The 18,781-nt window shown below is 70.8% G+C and carries 17 protein-coding genes; 3 read left to right on the top strand and 14 right to left on the bottom strand.

Annotated elements, in window-relative coordinates:
- Positions 1-74: 74 nt before the first annotated feature.
- Positions 75-3,575 (bottom strand): methionine synthase, encoded by a 3,501-nt coding sequence (metH, locus tag AB0C03_RS26355; protein ID WP_247680778.1) that lies wholly within the window; start codon positions 3,573-3,575, stop codon positions 75-77.
- A 276-nt stretch (positions 3,576-3,851) separates the two neighbouring features.
- On the opposite strand from metH, the gene AB0C03_RS26350 reads away from it, so the two are divergent.
- Positions 3,852-4,721: a PAC2 family protein gene (locus tag AB0C03_RS26350; RefSeq protein WP_030332815.1), complete on the top strand. Its 870-nt coding sequence runs from the start codon at positions 3,852-3,854 to the stop codon at positions 4,719-4,721.
- Between the two features lie 123 nt (positions 4,722-4,844).
- Positions 4,845-5,636, top strand: a complete 792-nt coding sequence (locus AB0C03_RS26345) for a GntR family transcriptional regulator (RefSeq protein WP_210865973.1) — start codon at positions 4,845-4,847, stop codon at positions 5,634-5,636.
- A gap of 310 nt (positions 5,637-5,946) precedes the next feature.
- Here the strand turns inward: AB0C03_RS26345 and mshC are convergent, their stop codons facing one another.
- The 4 genes from mshC to AB0C03_RS26325 all read right to left on the bottom strand — a co-directional run bounded on the left by mshC (position 5,947) and on the right by AB0C03_RS26325 (position 9,507).
- Positions 5,947-7,185 carry a cysteine--1-D-myo-inosityl 2-amino-2-deoxy-alpha-D-glucopyranoside ligase gene (mshC, locus tag AB0C03_RS26340; RefSeq protein WP_357639494.1) on the bottom strand — a complete coding sequence of 413 codons (1,239 nt, stop codon included), beginning with the start codon at positions 7,183-7,185 and terminating at the stop codon, positions 5,947-5,949.
- A 66-nt stretch (positions 7,186-7,251) separates the two neighbouring features.
- Positions 7,252-8,070 carry an SCO1664 family protein gene (locus AB0C03_RS26335; RefSeq protein ID WP_030332808.1) on the bottom strand — a complete coding sequence of 273 codons (819 nt, stop codon included), beginning with the start codon at positions 8,068-8,070 and terminating at the stop codon, positions 7,252-7,254.
- Positions 8,067-8,648 carry a DUF3090 domain-containing protein gene (locus AB0C03_RS26330; RefSeq protein WP_030332806.1) on the bottom strand — a complete coding sequence of 194 codons (582 nt, stop codon included), beginning with the start codon at positions 8,646-8,648 and terminating at the stop codon, positions 8,067-8,069. The genes AB0C03_RS26335 and AB0C03_RS26330 overlap by 4 nt, the downstream gene beginning before the upstream one ends.
- 145 nt (positions 8,649-8,793) lie before the next feature.
- Positions 8,794-9,507, bottom strand: a complete 714-nt coding sequence (locus AB0C03_RS26325) for an MSMEG_4193 family putative phosphomutase (RefSeq protein ID WP_030332804.1) — start codon at positions 9,505-9,507, stop codon at positions 8,794-8,796.
- A 198-nt stretch (positions 9,508-9,705) separates the two neighbouring features.
- Here AB0C03_RS26325 and AB0C03_RS26320 point away from each other — a divergent pair, with 198 nt between their 5' ends.
- Entirely contained in the window at positions 9,706-10,425 is a 720-nt protein-coding gene (locus tag AB0C03_RS26320; RefSeq protein WP_210860798.1) for a YoaK family protein, read from the top strand.
- A 32-nt stretch (positions 10,426-10,457) separates the two neighbouring features.
- Here AB0C03_RS26320 and AB0C03_RS26315 read toward each other — a convergent pair whose 3' ends face one another.
- From AB0C03_RS26315 to AB0C03_RS26275, 9 genes are all read right to left on the bottom strand, one after another.
- The gene (locus AB0C03_RS26315) at positions 10,458-12,119 is read right to left on the bottom strand and encodes an ammonium transporter (RefSeq protein WP_210860800.1); all 1,662 of its coding nucleotides are present in this window, start codon (positions 12,117-12,119) and stop codon (positions 10,458-10,460) included.
- Positions 12,120-12,145: 26 nt separating this feature from the next.
- The gene (gene yut / locus AB0C03_RS26310) at positions 12,146-13,171 is read right to left on the bottom strand and encodes an urea transporter (protein WP_210860803.1); all 1,026 of its coding nucleotides are present in this window, start codon (positions 13,169-13,171) and stop codon (positions 12,146-12,148) included.
- 19 nt (positions 13,172-13,190) lie between these two features.
- On the bottom strand, positions 13,191-14,108 hold the full coding sequence (locus AB0C03_RS26305; protein ID WP_210860805.1) for an urease accessory protein UreD: 918 nt from the start codon (positions 14,106-14,108) through the stop codon (positions 13,191-13,193).
- Complete coding sequence (gene ureG, locus AB0C03_RS26300) at positions 14,105-14,734, bottom strand: urease accessory protein UreG (RefSeq protein ID WP_030332796.1); 630 nt, start codon at positions 14,732-14,734, stop codon at positions 14,105-14,107. Before ureG ends, AB0C03_RS26305 begins: the two co-directional genes overlap by 4 nt.
- A gap of 43 nt (positions 14,735-14,777) precedes the next feature.
- Complete coding sequence (locus AB0C03_RS26295; protein WP_357639487.1) at positions 14,778-15,455, bottom strand: urease accessory protein UreF; 678 nt, start codon at positions 15,453-15,455, stop codon at positions 14,778-14,780.
- Positions 15,456-15,477: 22 nt separating this feature from the next.
- Complete coding sequence (locus AB0C03_RS26290) at positions 15,478-16,041, bottom strand: urease accessory protein UreE (RefSeq protein WP_051708532.1); 564 nt, start codon at positions 16,039-16,041, stop codon at positions 15,478-15,480.
- A gap of 61 nt (positions 16,042-16,102) precedes the next feature.
- Entirely contained in the window at positions 16,103-17,821 is a 1,719-nt protein-coding gene (locus AB0C03_RS26285; protein ID WP_030332788.1) for an urease subunit alpha, read from the bottom strand.
- Positions 17,822-17,869: 48 nt separating this feature from the next.
- Positions 17,870-18,331 carry an urease subunit beta gene (locus tag AB0C03_RS26280; protein ID WP_030332786.1) on the bottom strand — a complete coding sequence of 154 codons (462 nt, stop codon included), beginning with the start codon at positions 18,329-18,331 and terminating at the stop codon, positions 17,870-17,872.
- 10 nt (positions 18,332-18,341) lie between these two features.
- Positions 18,342-18,644 (bottom strand): urease subunit gamma, encoded by a 303-nt coding sequence (locus AB0C03_RS26275; RefSeq protein ID WP_210860212.1) that lies wholly within the window; start codon positions 18,642-18,644, stop codon positions 18,342-18,344.
- Between the last annotated feature and the right edge of the window lie 137 nt (positions 18,645-18,781).

Below are 18,781 nucleotides of genomic sequence, written 5' to 3'. Positions count from 1 at the left end.
CATCTGACCGCGGCATGATCATGACTCAGCCGCCGTTCGGACGACCTCACATGCAGGTCAGGGCACTTGCACCGTTACTTGGCGTTGAAGTAGTTGGCCTCCGGGTGGTGGACGACGATCGCGTCGGTGGCCTGCTCCGGCATCAGCTGGAACTCCTCCGACAGCTCGACCCCGATCCGGTCCGCGCCCAGCAGATCCATGATCTTCGCCCGGTCCTCCAGGTCGGGGCAGGCCGGGTAGCCGAACGCGTACCGGCAACCCCGGTAGTCGTTGTGCAGGATGCCGGCCAGGTCCGCCGGGTCGTCGTGCCCCAGCGGGCGGCCGTCGGGCAGGGTCATCTCGGCGCGGATGCGCTGGTGCCAGTATTCGGCGAGCGCCTCGGTGAGCTGCACGGAGAGCCCGTGCACCTCCAGGTAGTCGCGGTACTCGTTGCGGGCGAACAGCTTCGCCGCGTACTCACTGACCGGCTGGCCGACGGTGACCAGTTGCAACGCGACCACATCGAGCTGCTCGCCCCGGGGCTTGAAGAAGTCCGCCAGGCAGAGCCGCCGCTCCTGCCGCTGCCGGGGGAACGAGAACCGGGCGCGCTCCGCGTGCCCGTTCTCGTCGAGCACCACCAGGTCATTGCCTTCGGAGTACGCCGGGAAGTAGCCGTACACCACGGCTGCCTCAAGGACCTGGTCGGCGATCAACCGGTCCAGCCAGTACCGCAGGCGCGGGCGGCCCTCGGTCTCGACAAGCTCCTCGTAGGAGGGTCCGCTGCCGCCCCGGGCGCCGCGCAGGCCCCACTGCCCGGAGAAGGTGGCCCGCTCGTCGAGCAGTGCCGCGTAGTCGGCCATCGGCACGCCCTTGACCACCCGGGTGCCGAAGAACGGCGGGGTGGGCACCGCCACGTCGGCGGCGACGTCGGAGCGGACCGAGGAGTCGTGCAGCTCCGGCAGCGACGTGCTGACCACCGAGCGCTGCCGTTCCCGGCGCGCCCGCCGGGCCGCGAGGGCCGCCTCCCGCTCGGGGTCGATCACCGGCGCGCCGCCACGCTTGGCGGTCATCACCCTGTCCATCAGGGACAGACCCTCGAACGCGTCCCGCGCGTAGTGCACCTGCCCGGGGAACATCGCGCGCAGGTCGTCCTCCACGTACGCGCGGGTCAGCGCCGCCCCACCCAGCAGGACGGGCCACCGCTCGGCGACCCCGCGGGTGGCCATCTCGGCCAGGTTCTCCTTCATGATGACGGTGCTCTTCACCAGCAGCCCGGACATGCCGATCGCGTCGGCGCGGTGCTGCTCGGCGGCATCCAGGATGGCGCTGATCGGCTGCTTGATGCCGATGTTCACCACCTCGTAGCCGTTGTTGGACAGGATGATGTCGACCAGGTTCTTGCCGATGTCGTGCACGTCGCCGCGCACTGTGGCGAGCACGATGCGGCCCTTGCCGCCGTCCTCCGCGGTCTCCATGTGCGGTTCCAGGTAGGCCACCGCGGTCTTCATCACCTCGGCGGACTGGAGCACGAACGGCAGCTGCATCTGGCCGGAGCCGAACAGCTCACCGACCACCTTCATGCCGTCCAGCAGGATGTCGTTGATGATCGACAGCGGGGATCGGCCGCCGGCCATCGCGTCGTCCAGGTCGGCCTCCAGGCCGTTGCGCTCACCGTCGATGATCCGCCGCTTGAGCCGTTCGTCCAGCGGCAGCGCGGCCAACTCCTGGGCCCGGCTGGCCCGGGCGCTGGTCACGTCGACGCCCTCGAAGAGCTCCAGGAACCGCTGCACCGGGTCGTATCCCTCGCGACGCCGGTCGTAGACCAGGTCCAGGGCGACCTCGCGCTGCTCGTCGGGGATCTTCGACATCGGCAGGATCTTGCTGGCGTGCACGATCGCCGACGTCAGGCCGGCCTGCACGCACTCGTGCAGGAACACCGAGTTGAGCACCTGCCGGGCCGCCGGGTTGAGGCCGAAGGAGATGTTCGAGATGCCCAGGGTGAAGTTGACGCCCGGGTAGCGGCGGGCGATCTCGCGGATCGCCTCGATCGTCTCAAGGCCGTCGCGGCGGGTCTCCTCCTGCCCGGTGGCGATCGGGAAGGTCAGCGCGTCGATCAGGATGTCGGAGCGGTCCATGCCCCACCGGCCGGTCAGGTCGTCGATCAACCGCGTCGCGACCCGGACCTTCCACTCCTGGGTACGGGCCTGGCCCTCCTCGTCGATGAGCAGCGCCACCACCGCGGCGCCGTGCTCGCGGACGATCGGCATCACCCGCGCGTACCGGGACTCGGGGCCGTCGCCGTCCTCGAAGTTCACCGAGTTGACGACGCACCGCCCGCCGAGCATCTCCAGCCCGGCCTCGACGACCGCCGGCTCGGTGGAGTCCAACATGATGGGCAGGGTCGACGCGGTGGCGAACCGGCCGGCCAGCTCCCGCATGTCCTGGGTGCCGTCGCGGCCGACGTAGTCCACGCAGAGGTCGAGCAGGTGCGAGCCGTCGCGCGCCTGGCTGCGGGCGATCTCCACACAGGCCCGCCAGTCACCGGCGAGCATCGCCTCCCGGAACGCCTTCGAGCCGTTGGCGTTGGTCCGCTCCCCCACCATCAGCACCGACGCGTCCTGGGCGAACGGCACCGGGTGGTACACCGAGGACACACCCGCCTCGTGTCGGGGCTCACGGGCCGGGGCGGTCACGCCGTGCAGCCGCTCGGACAGCACCTGGATGTGCTCCGGGGTGGTGCCGCAGCAGCCGCCGACAAGCCCCACGCCGTACTCGGTGACGAACCGCTCCAGGGCCTCGGCCAGCTCCACGGGAGTCAGCGGGAAGTACGCCCCGTCGGCGGTCAACACCGGCAGGCCGGCGTTCGGCATCACCGACAGCGGGATGCGGGAGTGCTGCGACAGGTACCGCAGGTGCTCGCTCATCTCGGCCGGGCCGGTCGAGCAGTTGAGCCCGATCAGGTCCACGCCCAGCGGTTCGATCGCGGCCAGGGCCGCACCGATCTCGCTGCCGACCAGCATCGTGCCGGTGGTCTCCACGGCGACGTGACAGATGATCGGCACCGACTGGCCCAGCTCGGCCATCGCCCGCTTCGACCCGACCACCGCCGCCTTGACCTGGAGCAGGTCCTGGCAGGTCTCGATGATCAGCGCGTCCGCGCCGCCAGCGATCAGACCGGCGGCGTTCTCCTGGTAGGCGTCGCGCAGGGTCGAGTAGTCGGCGTGCCCGAGGGTGGGCAGCTTGGTGCCCGGCCCGATCGAGCCGAGCACGAACCGGGGCCGCTGCGGGGTGCTGGCCGCGTCGGCGGCCTCCCGGGCGATCCGGGCGCCCGCCTCGGACAACTCGCGGATGCGCTGCGGGATGTCGTACTCGGCGAGGTTGGCGAGGTTGGCGCCGAAGGTGTTGGTCTCCACGCAGTCCGCACCGGCGGCCAGGTAGGCGTCGTGCACCCCTCGCACCACGTCCGGGCGGGTGACGTTGAGGATCTCGTTGCACCCCTCGAGCCCGTCGAAGTCGTCGAGCGTGAGGTCCGCGGCCTGGAGCATCGTGCCCATCGCACCGTCGGCGATGAGAACCCGCTCAGCCAGCACATCCATCAATGAAGTCCGCACCCGTTCAGGTTAGTGCGATTCGGCCGGACTCCACGACCATCCTCGAGCGATCCCCTATTGTGTCACGGGGATCACCCTGTCTGGTTCGTTCGGGTATGACCTGCTGTCGGAGCGGCCGACCGGCGCGGCCGACGGGCCGTGCCCCCGCCCTGCACGTAGGCTGACGGACGTGAAGGACAACAGGGACGCCACCGTGCACCACGGCATGACGACCGGGCGCGGTCCCGGCGCCAGCCGCGACGAGCAGGGTGAGGTGACGGCGTGACCGAGTTCGACGGACTGCCGGTGCTGCGGTCCCCCGTGGCGATCGCCGCGTTCGAGGGCTGGAACGACGCCGCCGACGCGTCCACCGCCGCTGTCGAGCACCTGGAGCAGGTCTGGAACGCCCGGCAGATCGCCGAGTTGGATCCGGAGGACTTCTACGACTTCCAGGTCAGCCGGCCCACCATCACCATGGCCGACGGGGAGACCCGGCGGGTGGAGTGGCCGACGACCCGGTTCATGGTGGCCAGCCCGGAGGGCACCGACCGCGACGTGGTGCTGATCCGCGGCATCGAGCCGAGCATGCGCTGGCGGACGTTCTGCGAGCAGGTGCTGGAGATCTGCCACAGCCTGGAGGTGGAACGGGTGGTGCTGCTCGGCGCGTTGCTGGCCGACGTTCCATACACTCGGCCGTTGCCGATCAGCGGCAGCGCCTCGGACGCGCAGGCCGCCGAGCGCTACCAGCTCACCCCCACCCGGTACGACGGCCCGACCGGCATCGTCGGCGTGCTGCACGACGCGTGCACCCGCGCCGAGGTGGACGCCGTCTCGTTCTGGGTGCACGTGCCGCACTACGCCAACAACCCGCCCTGCCCGAAGGCCACCCTCGCCCTGCTGCACCGGGTCGAGGAGGTCGTCGACCTGCCGGTGCCGATGGCCGACCTGGCCGAGGAGTCCGCCGAGTGGGAGCAGCGGGTGCGCAGCGCCGCCGAGCAGGACGCCGAGTTGGGCGAGTACGTCCGCGAGCTGGAGGAACGGGTCGGCGACGAGGGCATCACCCCGTTGACCGGTGACGAGATCGCCCAGGAGTTCGAGAAGTACCTGCGCCGCCGGGGCGGTTCCGCCGGCCCCACCGCCGGTTCCTGGTAGCCGCCGCTCCTCTGCGGGCCTTCGGACCTTTGTGGTCCGGGGGCCCGTTTTGGCGTGTCCGGGGTGGCGCCGTCACACCCGCTAGGGCATCCTAGGAACCTAGATGTGATCAAGGAGGCGGGTGTGCAGATCAACCCCGGGGCCGCCGAGTTCCCGCACCGACAGATCGCCGCGCAGCTCAAGGCCCAGGTCCGCCGCGGCGACTGGGGGCCGGGCGAGCGGCTGCCGTCCATCCCGGCCATCGCCGAGATGTTCGGCGTCGCCAAGCAGACCGTGCAACGCGCCGTCGACCAGCTGCGGGTCGAGGGCATCCTGATCACCAAACCCGGCTCCGGTACGTACGTCCGGGGCACCCGCCGCCGACTCAACCGCCTCTCCCGGGGCCGCTACGGCGGCTTCCGCGGCTACCACACCGACCTGGCCGCCCGGTACCGGCAGCAGCTCGTCTCCGTCGGGCCCGCCCCCGCCCCCGCCGAGGTGGCCGACGCCTTCGGCGTGTCCGACGGCACCAGCCTGCTGTGCCGCCGGCACCTCGTACGCACCGACGACTCCCCCGTCGAGGTGGGCGCCTCCTGGTTCCTGCCCCGCGACACCGCGGGCACCTCCCTGGAGCGCACCGAGGCGTTCGGCCGACCGCTCTACCAGGAGGCCGAGGAAGCCACCGGGCGGCGCTACGTCTCGGCCACCGACACGATCAGCGCCCGCCAGCCGAGCCGGGAGGAGGCCGAGATCCTCCAGATCCGACCCGACACCCCCGTGCTGCACCTGCTGCACGTCGCGTACGACGCGCACCGCAAGCCGATCGAGGTGTCCCAGGCGACCTGGCCCGGCCCGATGACCACGCTCACCGAGGAGTACAAGATCCCCGGCCCAAGCCCGGACCCAGAACCCGACCCCGGCCTAATCCTGGGCTGACGGTCCCCACGGACCACAACCCCGCGCGCACCCCGCGCGCACCCCGCGCGCACCCCGGTCGATCATGAGGTTGACGGATCCGGCAGAGATCGAAATGCCCGCCAACCTCATGATCAACGCGGTCTGGGTTAACTGTGCGGCGTCTTGTCGGGATCGATCGGGTGTCTTGGGGTGATCGACTCGGCTTTGTGGAAGTCGGGGCATCGCACTGGTCGGGACGCCGCGACTTCCTGAAAACCGAGTCGATCATCCTCCCGCAACCGACGCGCGGCGTGCGGGCGGGCGGGTGTCCGCCGCCGGGGGCGGGGGGCTAGAGGCGGATGCCCAGGAGAGCGTCCACCGTGTTCGCGAAGAGCGCGGGGGCCTCCGGGTCGTCCGTGGCGCCGGCCAGGGCCGCCTCGGCCCAGCGGTCGGCCACCGCCAGCGCGCCGGGGGTGTCGAGATCGTCGGCCAGTCGGGCGCGTACCTCGGCCAGCAGCTCAGCCCCGGACGGCCCGGCGGGCGCGGCGGCGGCCCGCCGCCAACGGTCCAGACGCTCGTACGCGGCGGCGAGCAGCTCGTCGGTCCAGGTACGGTCGCTGCGGTAGTGCCCGGAGATCAGCGCCAGCCGGATCGCCATCGGGTCGACCTTGTCGGCGCGCAGCCGGGACACGAAGACCAGGTTGCCCCGGGACTTGGACATCTTCTCGCCGTCCAGGCCGATCATCCCGGCGTGTACGTAGTGCTCGGCGAACGGCGCCTGACCGGTGAGCCGCTCGGCGTGCGCGGCGGACGCCTCGTGGTGCGGGAAGAGCAGGTCGTTGCCGCCGCCCTGCACGTCGATCCGGTCGCCGAGCAGGTTGAGCGCGATCACCGCGCACTCGATGTGCCAGCCGGGGCGGCCCGGGCCCAGCTCGCCGCCCGGCCAGGACGGCTCGCCCTCGCGGGCTCCGCGCCACAGCAGCGGGTCCAGTGGGTCCCGCTTGCCGGCCCGGTCGGGGTCGCCGCCGCGCTCCGGGAAGATCTCCAGCATCTGCTCGCGGGTCAGGTTCGACTCGTAGCCGAAGCGGGGCGTGGCGGAGATGTCGAAGTAGACGTCGCCGGTGCCGTCGTCGAGCCGGTACGCGGCGCCGTCCTTGAGCAGCACCTCGACCTTCTCGACGATGTCCGGGATCGACTCGACGGCGCCCACGTAGTGCGCCGGCGGGATGATCCGCAGCGCCTCCATGTCCTCCCGGAACAGCGCCGTCTCGCGCATCGCCAGGACCACCCAGTCCTCGCCGTCGCGGGCGGCCCGCTCCAGCAGCGGGTCGTCGATGTCGGTGACGTTCTGCACGTAGCGCACCGGGCGGCCGGAGTCGCGCCACATCCGCTGCACCAGGTCGAACGTGATCATGGTGGCGGCGTGGCCGAGGTGGGTGGCGTCGTACGGGGTGATGCCGCAGACGTACATGCTTCCCGCGTCGGCCGGCTCACTCGGGTGGACACCCTGCCGCGCCGAGTCGTACAACGCCAGCGGCTCGCCCCTGCCCGGCAGCCGTGGCACCTCGTGTCCCGCCCAAGACTCCATGGGATCAGCCTAGCCAGCCCGGCGACGACGCCGGAGCACCCCACGGGTGATCAAGATGACAGCGGCTCACATGGGTGGCCAGGGCATCGCCGGCCAGTCCTCCGGTGGCAGCGGGAAGCTGCCGGTCTCGCGCAGCCGGTCGACCCGGGCGGCCACCCCGGCCACCTCGCTGATCGTCAGGTGGTCGGCCAGCTCCGCGCCGAGCGGCCCGGCGACCTGCCCGGCCAGCGCGTCGAGCATCTCCACGGCGTCCGGGGGCAACTGCTTGCCGGCCCAACCCCAGAGCACCGTGCGCAGCTTGTCCTCCACGTGGAAGCTCACCCCGTGGTCCACGCCGTAGATCCGGTCGTCGGCGCCGACGAGCACGTGACCGCCCTTGCGGTCGGCGTTGTTGAGCACCGCGTCGAGCACCGCGAGCCGGGCCAGCCGTGGGTCGTCGGCGTGGGCCAGGGCGTACGCGGCGCCGTCGTCGTCCCGGGCCGCGGCGATCGGGATCCAGCGCGGCGGCAGCTCCCCGGCGGGCAGGAAACCGACGAGCGCTTCGGCGTCCTCCGGCTCGTCGATCCAGAGCTGGCAGGAGCCGGGGCCGAGCGGGCCGTCACGCAGCACGGTGGGCGGCACCAGACCCCACCCGGTGGCCCGGGAGACCAGGTACGCCGAGACTTCCCGACCGGCCAGGGTGCCGTCGGGAAAGTCCCAGAGGGGGCGCTCGCCACGGACCGGCTTGTAGACGCAGCGGGCGGTCATCCCGTCCAGGGTCAGGATGCCGCGCAGCGTCGTGTTCGACGCGTCGACCAGCCGACCCTCCAGGTCGAGGACGCCGTCACGCAGCAGCCGCAGCGCGGCGTCGCCGTCCTGGCGAGGCTGGAGGCCGGACGAGGTCACCGGTGGTAACCGTTGTGCCGCGGGCAGAGGTGCCCGGCGGGGTCCAACGGTTGGCCGCAGAGCGGGCACGGTGGCCGGCCCGCGTTGACCACTCGCCGGGCCCGCTCGATGAACTGGCGGGTCGCCTGCGGGGTGAGCCGGACCCGGAGGCGATCGAGGTCCTCGTCCGGCTCGTCGTCGTCCTCGTCGTCTTCGTCGTCGTCCTCGTCGCCGAGCTCGACCTCGGGCTCCACCTCGCCCGCCGCGATCGCCTCGATCACCACGGTCGCGGTGTCCACGTCGAAGGCCAGCCCGAGGGTCCCGACCCGGAACTCCTCGTCGACCGGAGTGTCCAGCGGCTCGTTGTCGCCGATCACCGGCGCCAGCTCGGGGAGGTCCACCCCGAAGCGACGCTGCGCCTCGGTGAGCAGCTCCTCCAGCTTCTCGGCGAGCAGGGACACCTGGACCTTCTCCAGCGCGACGCTGACCAGCCTGCCGCCGCCGCGGGCCTGCAGGAAGAACGTGCGCTCCCCCGGCGGCCCGACAGTCCCGGCGACGAACCGCTCCGGCGGTTCGAAGGCGTGCACCTGGTGGGTCATACCCACGACCCTATCCGGCCCGCCTGGGCACCGCGCACCCCACCGACGCGAATCGCCGCAGTGGCGGCGCGCCCGGCGTACCAGGGGCTGCACCCGGGCGTGGCGGGCGTTGACGCAGCGGCCGGAGGTGGGGTGGTGACCCGCCTCACCGCGACGCACCCGCCCCGCCGCCGACGGCCGCGTCCGAGTCGGCCACCCGGCTCGCGCGCCGACGCCGCTTGGCCGGGGGCGGCACCAGCGCCGTCAGGTCGCCGCCGGTGTCGTTGAGACGCACCAGAAACGGACGCAGCGGCGTGAACCGGATCGCCGTCACCGACGCCGGGTCGGCCACGATCCGCTGAAAGGCGTCCAGGTGTACGCCGAGCGCGTCCGCCACGATGGCCTTGATCACGTCGCCGTGGCTGCAGGCCAACCAGACCGCCTCGGGCCCGTGTTCGGCGTTCACCCGGGCATCCCAGGAGCGCACCGCCGCCACGGCCCGCGCCGCCATCGCCGCCATCGCCTCCCCGCCCGGGAAGACGGCCGCGCTGGGGTGCTGCTGCACCACCGGCCAGAGCGGCTCCTTGGCGAGCTTCTTCAGCGGCTGACCCTCCCAACTGCCGTAGTCGCACTCGATCAGGCCGTCCTCGACGACCGGGGTGGCCTGCGGGAGCGCCAACTCCAGGGTCTGCCGGCAGCGGATCAGCGGGCTGGTCACCACGGCGGCCAACGGCACCTGCCGCAGCCGCTCGCCGACCGCGCTGGCCTGGGCGCGCCCGGTGTCGTCCAACTCGACCGGCTGGCGGCCGGCCAGACCGCCGTCCGCGTTCGCTGTCGTCCGGCCGTGTCGCAGAAGCAGGAGGGTCGCCACGGGGACCACCCTATGACCTGCGCCCGACCGGGGTCGTCGCCCGCCGCCCCGACCGGGTTCGCGTCGCCCAGGCCGACCCGGCGCGAGAGCGCCGACCAGGCGTGAAACCGTCGATCCGCCGTGAAACGGGCTGAGCCGCGTGACCGGTTCGGTACAGTGCGTTGTGCCTGGCGTGTCCGGGGCCGCTGTCGGAGGGTGCGCAACGCGATGGGCGACTCGGCATCCGCGCGGCCGTCGTTCACCGCGGACCCCCAGGACGTGTACCGGGAGTTCCGCCATCCGCTGCTGGTCCTCGCCCTCACCACCGGCACCGCCGGCTTCGTCGACGCCTTCGCCTTCCTGCACTACGGGGCCTTCGTCGCCAACCAGTCGGGCAACGCCGTCCTGCTGGGCATCGGCCTGGCCGGCAGACACGCCGCCTGGCCCGAGTCCGCGGCCTCGCTGGTCGCGTTCGCCGTCGGGACGGGCGTCGTCTCGCAGGTCCGAACGGCACCGGGCCGGTGGTCGCAGTCCTCGCGGGGGCTCGCCTGCGCCGTGCTCGCCATGGCCCTCTGGACGGCGCTCAACGTGCTGCTCGACTACGGCCGGCAGGGCGGGCCGGCGCGGGTCGGGCTGGCCGCCGCCGGCGGTCTCGCCATGGGCGCGCTGGCGACGCTGTTCGCCCGTACCGCCGGGATCACCACTGCCGTCACCTACCAGTCGGGCACGGTGGCCAAGCTCGGTGAACGCATCGGACGGTGGCTGGTCGGACCGGACACCGGCCGATCGCGGGCCCGGCAGGGCACCTTCCTGGGGCTGCTGGCGTTGACCTGCTACGCCGCCGGGGGCGGCCTCGGCACCGTGGCACAGCAACAGCCGCTCTGGGTGCCGGCCTGGGGAACGCTGACCCTGGCCAGCCTGTCGCTGCTGCTGCGTACCGGTCGGTGACGGTGGTCGGTGTCGCGCCGGGGCGTACCTGTTCAGCGCACGTCCGTCGCGAGCTGAACGTCCTGCACGAAGCACTCGGAGCGGTCCGCGCCGTAGCGGACCAGCACGTCCAGTACCGCGGGCACCGCCGCGCGTTCCACCACCACCTCGACCCGGGCCCGGCCCACGAGGTCCTGGTCCTGCCAGAACCCTCGGGGCAGCGAACGGGCGGCCGGCTCGGCGGTGGAGACCGTGGCGTCGAAGAGCACGATGGCGGTGGCGCCGGCGCCGACCAGCGCGTCGCGTAGCTCCCGGGTGGTCGGCAGCAGGGTCGGATTGACCGTCGCGGTCACCAGTCGGGCGTCCTGCGGCGGCCGGGCCGGTCGTTGCGCGTCGCGCCCGCGTTCGGGTTCGCGCCGACGCTGGGGCGCGCCGCTGCCGTTGAGACCCGCCACACCGCCCAGGTGGTACGCGTCGGCGTCCTGCTGGGCGTGGTCGAGGTTGTCCTGCACCTCGGCGCGGGCCCGCAGCCCGAGCGTGGCCTGCACGGCGGCGGCGATCGCCCAACTGAGCACGAAGGAGAAGACCACCACGGTGACCACGCCGACGACCTGGTGCCAGAGCAGGGATCCGCCGCCGCCGAAGAAGAGTCCGTCCTTGCCGAGCGGGTTGACACCGCTGTCGCCGAAGAAGCCGACCAGCAGCGAGCCGAGCATGCCGCCGACGAAGTGGACCGCGAGGACGTCCAACGCGTCGTCGAGCCGCAGCAGGTACTTCAGCCGCAGCGCGAAGTGGCAGACGAACCCGGCGATCGCGCCGATGGCGATGGCGGAGAGCGTGTTGACGTACCCGGCGGCGGGGGTGACGGTCGCGAGCCCCGCGACCGCCCCGGAGACGCCGCCGACGACGGTGCTGTGGCCGTCCTTCAGCCGCTCCGCCACCAGCCAGACGATCATGCCGGCGGCGGCCGCCAGGTGGGTGTTGATCAGCGCCTGGGCGGCCAGGCCGTTGGCCTGGAGTCCGTCTCCCCCGTTGAAACCGAACCACCCGAACCACAGGATGCCCGCCCCGAGGATGGTCAGCGGGATGGAGTTGGGTGGGGAGGCGGTGCGTGGCCAGCCACGACGGCGTCCGACGACCAGCAACGTGCCCAGCACGGCGGCGCCCGCCGAGGCGTGCACCACCATTCCACCGGCCCAGTCCTGGGTGCCGAACGCGGCCAACCAGCCGTCCGGGTGCCAGAGCCAGTGCGCGATCGGCGCGTAGACGACGATGGACCAGATCGCCAGGAACGCCACCCAGCCGGCGAACCTCAGCCGACCGGCCGTGGCGCCGGTGACGAGCGCGGGGGTGATCACCGCGAACATCATCTGGTAGGCGACGAAGGCCAGCGTCGGAATGGTCACCTGGCCGGCGACCACGTGCAGGTGGGGTGCGGGTGGGGTCTTGAGGTCGGTCAGTCCGAAGAGTTCGAGGTTGCCGAAGAGGCCGCTGCCCGCGTCGTCGCCGAAGGCGATGGTGTATCCCACCAGGACCCAGGTCAGGCTGACGACGCCCAGCGCGATCATGTTCTGCTGCAACATCGCGAGGACGTTGCGGGTGCGGACCATACCGCCGTAGAAGGCGGCCAGGCCGGGGGTCATGAACAACACCAGGCCGGTGCAGACGAGCACCCAGGCGGTGTCGCCCGAGTTCACCGCTTCCTGAGCGAGCATGGGGGCTCACCTCTCCTGTCGGGACGTCAGACGGTGTGTCGCACCGCGGTGACGACGGACTCCTTGACGCGTTCGTGGTTGGGCACCGGCGCGAAGTGCCGTTTGGGCAGCAGCAACAGCCAGGTGGTGATGTTGAACGGTCCGGTCAGCACCGGGATGGCGAGTGGGGTGAGCACGCTCGCCAGGGCCAGCTGGACGAAGAGCGTGAGGGCGATGCCGAAGAGGGTGTAGAGGGTCACCAGCGCGCCGGGGCGGTGCAGCACCGCGCCCACGGCGATCGCCGTCAGCACCGCGTTGAAGCCGAACAGTCCCTTGTCCAGCGAGGCCGAGTCGGCGCCGAACCAGAGCGCCAGCAGGGTGGCCCCGACCGCGCCGATCACCGCGAACAGCGCCGACCAGCGGGAGTTGACCAGCAGCGCGACCAGGATGATCAGCCCGGTGACCCAGCTGTCGATCAGGAAGACCTGGGACACCCCGCGCAGGAAGGTGGGGATCAGGTCCCAGTCGAAACGACCACCGGTCAACTGCCCCTCACCGGGGAACATCGGCTTGAGGTTGGTCAGCACCGTGAAGCGGTCGAACTGGTACGCGGCCAGCAGCAGCACCCACGTCGTCAGCACGAACGGCATGGTGAACGCGGTCAGGCCCCAGGTCTTGAAGATCGTGTTCAGGGCCAGCGTGACCACCGTCGTGCCGATCGCGCCGAGCACCAGGTAGAGCCACATCAGCGGCCGGTCGTCGAGGAACGTCGGCACGGCGATGCCGGTGAGGAACGGGCTGAAGCCGAACAGTCCCTTGCGCAGGGAGGGCTCGTCCACCCGCAGGGCGACCGCCGTGGCGGTGCCGACGAGCAGGCCGACGACCCCTCCCCCGAAAATCCGTGGCTGCCCGTTCTCGACCGCCCCCCAGGCGACCGCGACGAGGACCAGCAGCCCGGTGAGCGGGTTGTTCTGCAGCAGGACCTGCGCCGGCCCGCGCAGGCAGGCGTCGACGAACCCGACAAGCGGGTTGCCGTCACCGAGCCGGTCCCAACGGTGCGCCACTGCGGTCACGGAACGTCTCCTCGCCAGATCAACGCCAGCTGAACGCCGGCGGGAAGGTCCGGCCGGTCACCTCTTCCCGGGCGGCCACGCAGAAGGCGCGGACCGCGGCGCGGACCGGCTCGGTCTCCTGACCGAGCACCTTGAAGATGAGCCCGGCGTCGTTCGGCAGCCGGCCGACGGCGCTGGCCAGGGGGGTCTGCTCGTCCCAGACCGGCGTCGACGTCCGGTCGAAGACCCGGGCCGCCCGTTCGGGGCTGGTGAGCAGCACGACGTTGCCGAAGATGTGGAAGCGGTCCATCACCCCGACCCTCTCCACGCCGAACTGCCGGGGGGTCACCACGAACTTCTCCACGAACAACTGCCGGCCGTCGGGGCGTTCGGCCCGCAGGGAGCAGGAGAAGAGGTCGTACGCGAAGAGCTCACCGTCGCGGTAGTACTTGCGGCCGGGTTGCAGGATCTCGCCGTAGAGCAACGTGGCGCTCTCCGGCAGGCGCACCCGGCTGTCGGTGGCGAACCGGCTGGCCCGGTAGGGGATCGTCGGCTCCGGGAGGAACTCCAGGTAGGCGTCCTCGTCCAGGGTGAACCGCTGGACCTGCGTCCCGTAGTTCGCGTCCATCTCCTGGATCTTGGTGGCGGCCTGGGTGGTGAGGTGCGCCTGGCTGCCGGCCGCCAGTGTGACGTCCATGTGCAGGCGGTCGCCCTGCAGGACGCCCCCGGAGGTGGTGAGGATCATGACGCAGGGCAGCTGCGGCATCTCCTCGTCCCAGTAGAGCGCGCGCTGCACCAGCAGCGGCGACTGCCGGTAGAGGTCGTGCAGGATCGTGCGGTCCCCGCGCCGCTCGAACCCGAGGCGCAGGATGCCGACCTTGCCGTTGGCGGCGGCCGGCAGCTGCGCCGGTTGGTCCTGGTACGGCGCCAGCTCACGGGCACTGTCCAGTGAGATCATGCGACCACTTCGGCGTCGAAGAGCGCGTTGCGGCGGACCAGCGAGACCAGCTCGTCGACGCCCTCGCCCGTCTTGCAGTTGGTGAAGACGACCGGCTTGCCGTTGCGCATCAGCTCCGCGTCGCGGGCCATGACGTCGAGGTCGGCGTCCACGTAGGGCGCCAGATCGGTCTTGTTGATCACGAGGATGTCGGACTTGGAGATCCCCGGGCCGTTCTTGCGCGGGATCTTGTCGCCGGCGGCGACGTCGATGACGTAGATGAAGAAGTCCACCAGGGCGGGGCTGAAGGTCAGGGTGAGGTTGTCACCGCCGCTCTCGATCAGCACCACGTCGCTGTCCGGGAACTTGGACTCCATGTCCTCCACGGCGGCGAGGTTCATGCTCGGGTCCTCCCGCACGGCCGTGTGCGGGCAGGCCCCGGTTTCCACCCCGATGATCCGCTCCTCGACCAGGACCCCGGTCAGCGCCCGCCGGACGTGCTTCGCGTCCTCCGTGGTGACCACGTCGTTCGTGATCACCAGTATCCGCAGCCCGTTCTCCACGAGCCGTGGCACCACGGCCTCGATGATCGCGGTCTTGCCGCTGCCCACCGGGCCGCCCACTCCGATACGACTTGCCGACTTCATGCGGTGCCTGTCCTTCCTGGGTTCGTTTGCGCGGACTGCGGATTCAGCTCATGAACATCCGCACGTGCACGTGCTGGTGCGCGGCGGCCAGCACGTCGGCATGCGGTCCGAAGGTCTGCATGTCGTCGAGGTTCGCGGTGTGCACCTCGCGGTAGTCGTCGGCGACCCGCTCGTTGACCGCGAAGAGGATCGACTGCGCGTCGAGGTGGTCCACCGGCATCAGCCGGATCGCCGCGCTGAGCACCGTCGACGCCGCGCCGTACTGGTGGGCCGCGAACGCGTCCTGCTCGTCGACCCCGAGGTCGGCGAAGACCACGCCGAGCGCGACCGGGTAGGTGACCGGCACTCCGTTCGCCGACTCGTCGATCCGCTTCTTGAGCAGCGTCTCCCCGACGATCCGGGTGGCGGCCTCGGCCAGTTTGCGGCCCATCCGGACCGACATGGTGCGCATCTCTTCGTTGATCTTGCGCAGGTGCACGGCCTCGTCGGCCTGGCGGATCCGGTCGAGGTCGCCGGCCCGGGCCGCCCGGTGACCGGCGAGCAGCGCCACCCCGTCCCCCGTGGCGGCGAGCCGGGTGACCGTCCGGACGAAGTCCTGAAGGGTGCTCCGGTCGTGCACGACACCGTGCTGGACGGCCATCTCCAGCCCGTTGGAGAAGGAGAAGGCACCGACCGGGAAGACCGAGTCGCCGAACTGCAGGAGCTTCAGGGTCTCGGCCATGGTGCGCACCGCCCGGCCCCGCTCAGTTGAGGTCGGCGGGGAGGTGGGAGTGCGGCGTCGAGTCGGCGCCACCGAACAGCCGCCGCGACTCGTGCGGGGCGAGGTACGCGATGATCTCGGTGCCCGGAACGAACTCGTGCGTGATCCCGCTGAACGCGTGGGTCCGCATCACCGAGTCCATCACCTTGCGGTCCACTGTCAGCGGGACGTACATCCGGGTGCCCTTGACCACCGCCGGCCAGTGCTGGTTGCCGATCGCGTGACCGAGTTCGACGGCCGAGCGGATCAGCAGCTCGGCGGACTCGCCGCGCAGCTGGTCGAGGTGGACCACCATCACCTCGCCCAGCTGGACGCGGGCCACCACGGCCGTGGCGGTCAGGTCGTCCCAGGCCAGGATGTCGCCGTCGCGCAGCCGGACCCCCCGGGCCAGCGCCACCGACAGCTCCGCGCCGGAGCTGGTCATCTTGCGGATCCGGCTCTTCTGGGCGTCCCACTGGTCCAGGACCAGGTCGTCGATGCGCGCTTCCTTCAGCCGGAGTGTCCAGTCCGGCTCGTTCATGTTGCCCAGCACCGATTCGACGAGCACGGGCGTCTCCTTTCCATGGGTGCGCCGGCGCCGCACACGGCGGCGCGGGCGTCCGGGGGGGTCAGCTGAAGAAGTAGAGCTGGCTCAGAGGCAGGTTCCGGGCCGGCGGCACTGTCGCGTGCACGCCGTCCATCTTCACGGCGAAGGTCTCCGGGTCGACTTCGAGCGTGGGCAGCCGGTCGTTGCGGACCATGTCCCGCTTGGTGAGCCCCCGGGTCCGGTACACCGGCATGACCTGCCGTTGCAGGCCGAGTTCCTCGGCGATGCCGGCTTCGTGCGCGGCCCGGGACACGAAGGTCACGCAGGTCTTGCCGAGCTGGCTGCCGTACGCGGCGAAGGACGGCCGGTAGTACACGGGCTGCGGCGTCGGCAGGGAGGCGTTCGGGTCACCCATGATCGACCAGGCGATCATGCCGCCCTTGAGGACCAGCTTCGGCTTCGTGCCGAAGAACGCCGGCTCCCAGAGCACGAGGTCGGCCATCTTGCCCGGCGTGACCGAGCCCAGCACGTGCGAGATTCCCTGGGTGATCGCCGGGTTGATGGTCATCTTGGCGACGTACCGCAGCACCCGGAAGTTGTCGTTGGCGCTGGAGTCCTCGGCGAGCTTGCCGCGGGCGGTCTTCATCTGGCCGGCGAGCTGGATGGTCCGCAACCAGGTCTCACCCACGCGGCCCATGGCCTGCGAGTCGCTCTGCATCATCGAGATGACGCCCTCGTCGAGCAGGACGTCCTCGGCCGCGATGGTCTCGGTGCGGATCCGGCTCTCCACGAAGGCCACGTCCGAGGGGACCTGCGGGTTGAAGTTGTGGCAGACCATGATCATGTCGTACAGCTCGGACTGGCTGTTGATGCCGTAGGGCACCGTCGGCGTGGTCGAGCTCGGCAGCACGTTCATCTGACCGGCGACCTTGATGACGTCCGGCGCGTGCCCACCACCAGCGCCCTCGGTGTGGAAGGTGTGGATCGTCCGGCCCTCGAACGCGGCGATGCTGTCCTCCAGGTAGCCGCTCTCGTTGAGGGTGTCGGTGTGGATGCTGACCTGCACGTCGAATTCGTCGGCGACGTCCAGGCAGGCCCGGATCACCGCCGGCGGCGCACCCCAGTCCTCATGGATCTTGAAGCTCGGCGCGCCGGCCATGATCTGCTCCACCAGGGGCGCGCGGCCGGTGCTGTTGCCCTTCGCCATCAGACCGATGTTGATCGGGATGGTCTCGAAGGCCCGCATCATCGCGTGGATGTTCCACGGGCCGGGAGTGATGGTGACACCGTTGGTGCTGTCGGTCGGGCCGGTCCCGCCGCCCCACAGGGTGGTCACCCCGTTGCTCAGGGCGGCGTACGCCTGCAGCGGCGTCACCAGGTGCACGTGCGTGTCGATGCCTCCGGCGGTCAGGATGAGGTGCTCACCGGAGATCGCCTCGGTGCCCGGACCGGTGATCAGCTCGGGGGTGACCCCGTCCATCACGTTCGGGTTGCCCGCCTTGCCGATGCCGGCGATCTTGCCGTCCTTGACGCCGACGTCGGCCTTCACCACGCCGAGGGTCGCGTCCAGGATGGTCACGTTCGTGATGACCAGGTCCAGGCCACCCTGGGCGTTGGTGTACTGGTTGTTGACGCCCATGCCGTCGCGCAGCGTCTTGCCACCGCCGTACATCACCTCGTCGCCGAGGACACGGAGATCCTTCTCGATCTCGATGTACAGGTCGGTGTCGCCGAGCCTGATCTGATCGCCCGTCGTGGGGCCGTACATGCCGGAATACTCTTGCCGGGAAATCTGGCTCATCGAATCATCTCTCCTGCCCGAGGCACGCAGCCCTGCGGGTTAGTCGATCTACTTCTTCTTGCCCTTGGGCTGGTCCTGCTCCTCGGGGCCGAACTTGAAGCCGCGGGTCTTGGCGTTGTGGATCGCCTCGGTCCGGTCCGGCCGGTAGCTGGGGGTCGACTCACTGCCGCTCCACCCCTGCACCAGGCCGTTGAAGCCGTACACGCGCTGCTGCCCGCCGAAGGGGATGAGCTGCACCGTCTTCTTGTCACCCGGCTCGAAGCGGATGGACGTCGTCGCCGGGATGTTCAGTCGCCGCCCGAACGCCGCCTCACGGTCGAAGGCGAGCATCCGGTTGGCCTCGAAGAAGTGGAAGTGTGAACCGATCTGGATCGGCCGGTCACCGGTGTTGTGGACGACGACCTCGGTGACCGGTCGGCCCGCGTTCAACTCCAGTGGCTGGTCGCTCAGCACGTAGCCGCCGATGGGTCGCACGTGCTTCGAGTTGGGGCCGGGATGTTGGTTGGCCATGTCCTGCTCCCTATCGGATCGGTGAGTGCACGGTGACCAGTCGCGAGCCGTCGGTGAAGACCGCCTCGACCTGGATCATGGGCACCATGTCCGCCACGCCCGGCATCACGTCGTCGGCGTTCAGCGTGCTGCGGGCCTCGTTCATGACCTCTTCGACGGTCTTGCCCTCGCGGGCGCCCTCGAGGGCGGCGGCGCAGATGACCGCGACGGCCTCGGGGTGATTGAGCTTGATCCCCCTGGCCTTGCGGGCGTTGGCGACCATCGCCATCGAGAGGATCGTCAACTTGTCGAATTCCCGTGGTGTCAGATGCACTGTCCTGGTCCTTCTGCGACGGTCGGTCGGGGCCGCCATCCCGCCGAACGGTTCGCCTCCCGGGGAGCGCTGACGGTCACCCCGAATGAGCTGTTTGTCCAACAGGTCCCTTTTAGGCGGCTTCGGGTCGACCGTAC

It is taken from the genome of Micromonospora parva, assembly GCF_040649675.1.
Taxonomy (GTDB): domain Bacteria; phylum Actinomycetota; class Actinomycetes; order Mycobacteriales; family Micromonosporaceae; genus Micromonospora; species Micromonospora parva.
This window is presented reverse-complemented; position numbering and strand designations above follow the sequence as displayed.